The 5,564-nt window shown below is 41.9% G+C and carries 6 protein-coding genes and 1 pseudogene; 6 read left to right on the top strand and 1 reads right to left on the bottom strand.

The window, feature by feature from the left end:
- Window positions 1-118: 118 nt before the first annotated feature.
- Both JL57_RS07955 and JL57_RS07950 read left to right on the top strand, forming a co-directional pair.
- Window positions 119-655, top strand: coding sequence for an Ig-like domain-containing protein (locus tag JL57_RS07955; RefSeq protein WP_291299836.1), 537 nt, complete (start codon window positions 119-121; stop codon window positions 653-655).
- A gap of 165 nt (window positions 656-820) precedes the next feature.
- A complete protein-coding gene (locus JL57_RS07950) occupies window positions 821-1,873 on the top strand; it encodes a M14 family zinc carboxypeptidase (RefSeq protein ID WP_034141525.1) in 1,053 nt (350 codons plus the stop codon).
- A gap of 123 nt (window positions 1,874-1,996) precedes the next feature.
- Here JL57_RS07950 and JL57_RS36310 read toward each other — a convergent pair.
- A pseudogene (locus JL57_RS36310) lies at window positions 1,997-2,044 on the bottom strand (hypothetical protein); the annotation flags it as partial.
- A gap of 248 nt (window positions 2,045-2,292) precedes the next feature.
- Here JL57_RS36310 and JL57_RS07940 point away from each other — a divergent pair.
- The 4 genes from JL57_RS07940 to JL57_RS07925 all read left to right on the top strand — a co-directional run.
- A complete protein-coding gene (locus JL57_RS07940; protein WP_291299835.1) occupies window positions 2,293-3,786 on the top strand; it encodes a cell wall metabolism sensor histidine kinase WalK in 1,494 nt (497 codons plus the stop codon).
- 88 nt (window positions 3,787-3,874) lie between these two features.
- Window positions 3,875-4,267, top strand: coding sequence for a hypothetical protein (locus tag JL57_RS07935; protein WP_034141523.1), 393 nt, complete (start codon window positions 3,875-3,877; stop codon window positions 4,265-4,267).
- 284 nt (window positions 4,268-4,551) lie between these two features.
- Window positions 4,552-4,743 (top strand): hypothetical protein, encoded by a 192-nt coding sequence (locus JL57_RS07930; protein ID WP_034141522.1) that lies wholly within the window; start codon window positions 4,552-4,554, stop codon window positions 4,741-4,743.
- A gap of 172 nt (window positions 4,744-4,915) precedes the next feature.
- Window positions 4,916-5,564 (top strand): hypothetical protein (locus JL57_RS07925; RefSeq protein WP_034141521.1); only part of this gene is annotated, 649 nt, incomplete at its 3' end.

The raw sequence follows: 5,564 nt of genomic DNA, 5'->3' as shown, positions 1-5,564 counted from the left end.
AGGAGTAATCCTGGCTAAAGACGAAGTGCTTTCGATTATTGCCAAAGCACCTGACAAGGCCATAAGTGAAGCGGTGAGTGTCACAGTAGTCGAAGCGCAAACAACATAACCGACAGTCATGGGAACCGTCGGTGCTGGAGAAACTATGATTTTAGGAACTGCTGAAGCAGGGGCAACGGTAAGTGTCAAGAGAAGCGAAATCGAAATTGGCACAGCGACAGCTGATGAAACTACAGGCACTTACATGGTGACTTTAAACGATGGAGTAACCCTAGCCGAAGCAGACGTGCTTTCGATAACTGCCGTAGCACCAGACAAGAGCGAGAGTAACGCCACGAGTGTCACAGTAGCCGCACCGCTAGAGCTGACAACAGCACCGACAGTAACAGGAACGGTCAGAGCTGGAGATTCCACGATTTCAGGAACTACTGAAGCTGGGGCATTTGTATGCGTCAAGAGAGGCGAAACTGTCATTGGCACAGCGACAGCAGATGAAGCAGGTGCCTATACGGTGACCTTAGACGAAGGAGTAATCCTAGGCGAAGGCGATGAGCTTTCGATCATTGCCAAAGCACCAGACAAGGCCATGAGTGAAACAGTGAGTGTCACGGTAGTAGAAGCAGAGGTAACACCTGAAACTCCAGAAGCTCAGTAAAAGATAAAAGTGTAAAAGTAACGAAAAGGGTCAGCCATACAAATTATTGCTGGCCTTTTTTCTTGTTAGCGCCATCGTGATATTTGGATAACAATTTTAAAACACCTGTTAGATAAACTCATTTCTTCAAAAGCATGAATAAGATGCTACTGGAGGAGGATGTTTATGAACCCGACAATTAAGCATGTTGTGCAGCGCGGGGAAACTCTATATCAAATTGCTAAGAAATATGGACTAACTGTTAATGTGCTGCTAGCTGCCAATCCCAATATTAAGAATCCATCTCTAATCATGCCTGGGCAGGAAATAAATGTTCCTAGTAAAACCATTGTAGTCCCTCAAGAGAGTTATGGCTATGATGAAATGATGTCCGATTTGGATGCCCTGTCAAAGTTTTATCCTTTCATTATTAAAGTAAGCACGATTGGGAAAACAGTGGCAGGACGTTCTATTCCTGCAGTTCAGATTGGTAACGGCAAAAAGGAAGTTCATTATAACGGGTCATTCCATGCCAATGAATGGATAACAACGTTGCTGTTAATGAAGTTTTTAGAGGTTTATGCTAAAGCCTATCAAGGAGGACGATACATTGGACATTTTAATATAAAGAATCTCTTTGAGAGAACATCTTTATGGATTGTCCCTATGGTAAATCCAGACGGGGTAGAACTTGTGCAAAATGGTATTCAGCCAACGGATCCATTTTATGATGCAGTCATGAGGATAAATAGAGGTTCCAGCGATTTTGGGGGATGGAAAGCTAATCTCCGGGGTGTTGACTTGAATGACCAGTTCCCAGCAAGATGGGATGTTGAAGTTGCCAGGCGGGCAGGCACGGCCCCGGCTCCTCGCGACTATCCGGGGCCGTCGCCCCTCTCAGAACCGGAATCAAGAGCGATGGCCAACTTTACCCGTTCTCACAATTTTCGCTTAGTGATCGCTTTTCATACACAAGGAGAAGAAATCTATTGGGGCTACAGAGGGTTAGAACCGGCTGAATCACTTTATATTGTACAGCGATTCGTTGAGGTTAGCGGCTACGAATCTATCCGGTACGTCGAAAGTGATGCTGGGTACAAGGACTGGTTCATTCAAGACTGGCGACGCCCGGGATTTACGGTGGAATGCGGACGGGGGACGAACCCACTTCCAGTTAGTCAATTTTGGGACATCTGGGGTAAGGTCATCGGTATCTTTCTGGTAGGACTGGATGTTTGACCTATGGACAAACAAAAATGCGTTGGAGAAAATGTCTTCTCTCCAGCGCATTAAATCTGCAACGTTTAAAATCAGTTCAGTTACAATAAACAAACCGTTGGAAACAATTTTTAACAGCATGTCCTTAGTTACAATAGAAGCATTTCTCTTGATGGGCTGTTTTTCCAGCAAATGTTCTCTCGGCGGTTCTAATCCCAAAGATTAAGGCTGGAGGTCCGTCCATGATAATATTTACCCATAACAACTGTAAGGTCGTAAAGGGCATTTTATACCCCATTAGATATATATCAATTATCGTGGCTAGTCAAATCACTGTTCAATCTATAACCAGGTTAGAATTTAATGCTCTGGGAAAAACTTATCTCTAGCGAATCAGTTTGGTAAAAAGGAAGGGAAAACAGTGTTGAAGGTCGATGTAAGTGCAGACGAAGATTGATGAAGTGGGGATGAGGATGAAGTCAAGCAGCATTGTAACAAAGCTTTGGATAGTGATAAATATCCTCACATTAATCGTTATTGGGGTAGCTGGGATCGTTCATACTAGTATTATGGATAAGATTTACTACGATGTACAATTCAGACAATTAACGTCTTTAGCTAGAAAGGTGGCTAACTTTACTAGCACTGAAAATGACAGTCAGGCGATGGATCTTAAAGTAAAAATGGCCTCTGATTTTATTGAAGGAAATATCATGGTCTATGATAAGAAGGGAATTGTCCAATCATCTGAGGGTTTTGCTAAAAGTACCAAAGACACATCTTTAGTACCTATTAATCCTACTTATAGTCCTCTAACTAAAGATGATATAAAAGAGCTGTTGAGTGGAGAAACGGTTTTTCACAAGGGAAATAACCCCTTCTTCAATACCCAGGTTCTTACGGTAGGGGTTCCGGTGACGGATCCCCAAAGTTTGATAGGTGCAGTGGTAATCCATGTTCCAATCGAACCATTGGCCGGGCAACTGGCTGTCTTTAAAACGATCACAGTTTATTCAACAGTGGGTGGGCTCGGCCTTGCCATTACGCTCAGTTTTCTCTTTTCTAAGAAGGTGTTCGAACCATTACGCAACATGAGCCGGGTTGCTCTGGCGATGGCCAATGGAGATTTTTCCCGTCGGATAACGATTAACACTACTGATGAAGTCGGTCTTCTGGCCGATTCTTTGAATACGCTTTCCGGTCAACTCCAGGAAAAGCTGGCCCAACTGGAAAGATTAGATCAGACGCGTAGGGAGTTCGTTTCTAATCTCTCCCATGAAATGAAAACTCCATTAAGCATTATTCAAGCCTTTACAGAAGCTTTACAGGATGACCTTGCTGTTGATGCAAATGAGAAAAGTTCTTACCTAAATAATATTTATGAGGAAACTGCACGTCTCAAACGTTTGATCACAGATATCTTAGATTTAAAGAAAATGGAGGAGGGATATGAAGATTTTAAAATGAATTATGTTGACTTAAAATTACTCGCTTCTTCCGTGCAAAGCAATTTTAGCACGCTGGCTGAAGAAAAAGGAGTCAAGTTAATATTTCATATTAGCAGAAAAACTCCGCTTGTTTGGGGAGATAGTGATAGGCTTAAACAAGTATTTATCAATCTTTTGGATAACGCCGTCCGCCATACTCCTAGAGGGGGAGAAATTGTAATTACCATAGGGCACAAGGCCGATAATGTGCTGATTGAAATAAAAGATTCAGGCCTAGGGATTGCACCTGAGGATTTACCGATGATTTGGGAGAGGTTTTATAAAGGAGACAAATCCAGAAGTCGATCGCAGGGTGGGACTGGACTGGGGTTAGCTATTGTCAAGAGAATTATCGAAACCCATGGGGGCCACATCAGTGTCTGGAGTAAACTTGGTGAAGGAACAATATTTACAATTATCTTGCCAAAGGAAATGGTGATGCGGTAATTTTCATGAGAAATTCATAACTTTTTCATGAGTTAATCGAATCAAATAGTTATACTGAGCTCATAGAAGTTACTTAGGAGGGTCACATATGAGCAAAAGCGAAGTAGTTCAGGACGTAAAAGTAAAAAAGGATAGAGGCATAATTAAAGCGATTGGTTCAGTTCTGTTTGCAATTATAGCTTCTTCGCACCACTGGGTTCATACTCTTTTGATCGCATTGGGTCTAACCACTCTAAGCTCAGGTCTATTATCGCTGTCTCCGTCAACAAAGATTATCTTTTTACTAGTTTCCCTTGTCATTTCAGCGTGGTTTATTCGCGTTGCTAAACGTAAGTGGAGTAATGACCGTCCTGCTGCGTGGGTGTATCTTATATCTTCCATTATCTCGATTATTTTGGTTATTACATCCTTGCCTCAAGCGATCTCAGCCGTCATCCCACCATCTCAGCAACAGCAACAGAAAGATATCCACGGGCATTAATGTGCATTGGCCCCTGTTTGTCTAGAACAAATTAGACAAAAAAAAGTTTTTTTGTTCATAAGAAATTCACAACTCATTCACAGCTTAGTCGGATTGTGTAAGTATTATTAGGGATAGTCAGACAAGGTTGCTAGGGAGAAATGTCTTGGGTGTAGGAATTTTGTTATTTGCAAAGGGGAGAGACGATTGGCTAAGTTCCTGCCTCGTTTGCCTCTGGGTATGTGAACGCGTTTTATCTTTTTAGTGGGTTTAATGGAAATAAATTATTTTGGGAGGGAATTAAAATGTGGCAATTTATTAGTCAAAACTGGTGGATTCTCTTGTTCATCGCGATAATGTTCTTTATGCATCGGTCAGGAGCGGGTTGTTGTGGCGGTGGGAAGAAACATGAGCAGCGGCACGATAGTCCTGAGAAAGATCTACAGAATAAAAGTACAGGTGACGCGGGTTGCTGCGGTGGTCATAAGAGTAAATAGGCTAGTTCATTTTTCGTGATGCTATGTTATATAACATTTCTTTTTTGGACTTAGGGATAGGGTAGCCACCTATCCCTCTTTCCCTGAGTTTAAGCCACATCTATCGGATCGAGGTTATAATCTGGGACATTAACGATTAGACAACTTCACAACACAAGGGAGAGATTAAAAAGTGAAAAGAAATACAAAGTTGCTTATAACGATAGTTTTGCTTCTCCTAAGCTTAAGTATAAGTTATCTAAGCCCCAATGTCGCGTGGGCAGAGAGTGGCAGTCTAAAAGCCACAAACTTTCAAGTGGATGTCAAACCAGAATATGATGACCCAAGAACGTTAGTAATTTATCAAGGGGACTTCATTAATCCTGGGACAGATACTATTAAGAAAGACACCCTTATTTCCTTTATCATCCCTAAGGGAGCGGAAGTAGGTATGGCCTGTGAAATTACTGCCCAGGGGGGTCATGACTGCCAGCCGTATACCACTCAGGATCTAGGCGATAACAAAGTGAAGCTCAGTTGGAAAATTACCAAAGACATCGCTCCTAACCAGAAGTATCCGGCCTATTTAGAATTTTATTACGATAATGGTTCGTCTGCTCCAAACAAGACGTTTAACTACATATTTTTTCCGACAGATGATATAGATAACTTGGATTTAAACATTGTAGCCCCGAAAAACGCTAGTAATTTTGTCACGACTCCAGCTGCAAGTGTGACTGGGAAAGATTCTAAAGGGTTGGATAGATTTTCCTTTAACTATAAAAATCAGACGCCTAAAGATAATGTAGCTGTCAAAGTTGACTATACCAAGCCGGATAATA

The organism is Desulfosporosinus sp. BICA1-9 (assembly GCF_000802135.1).
This window is presented reverse-complemented; position numbering and strand designations above follow the sequence as displayed.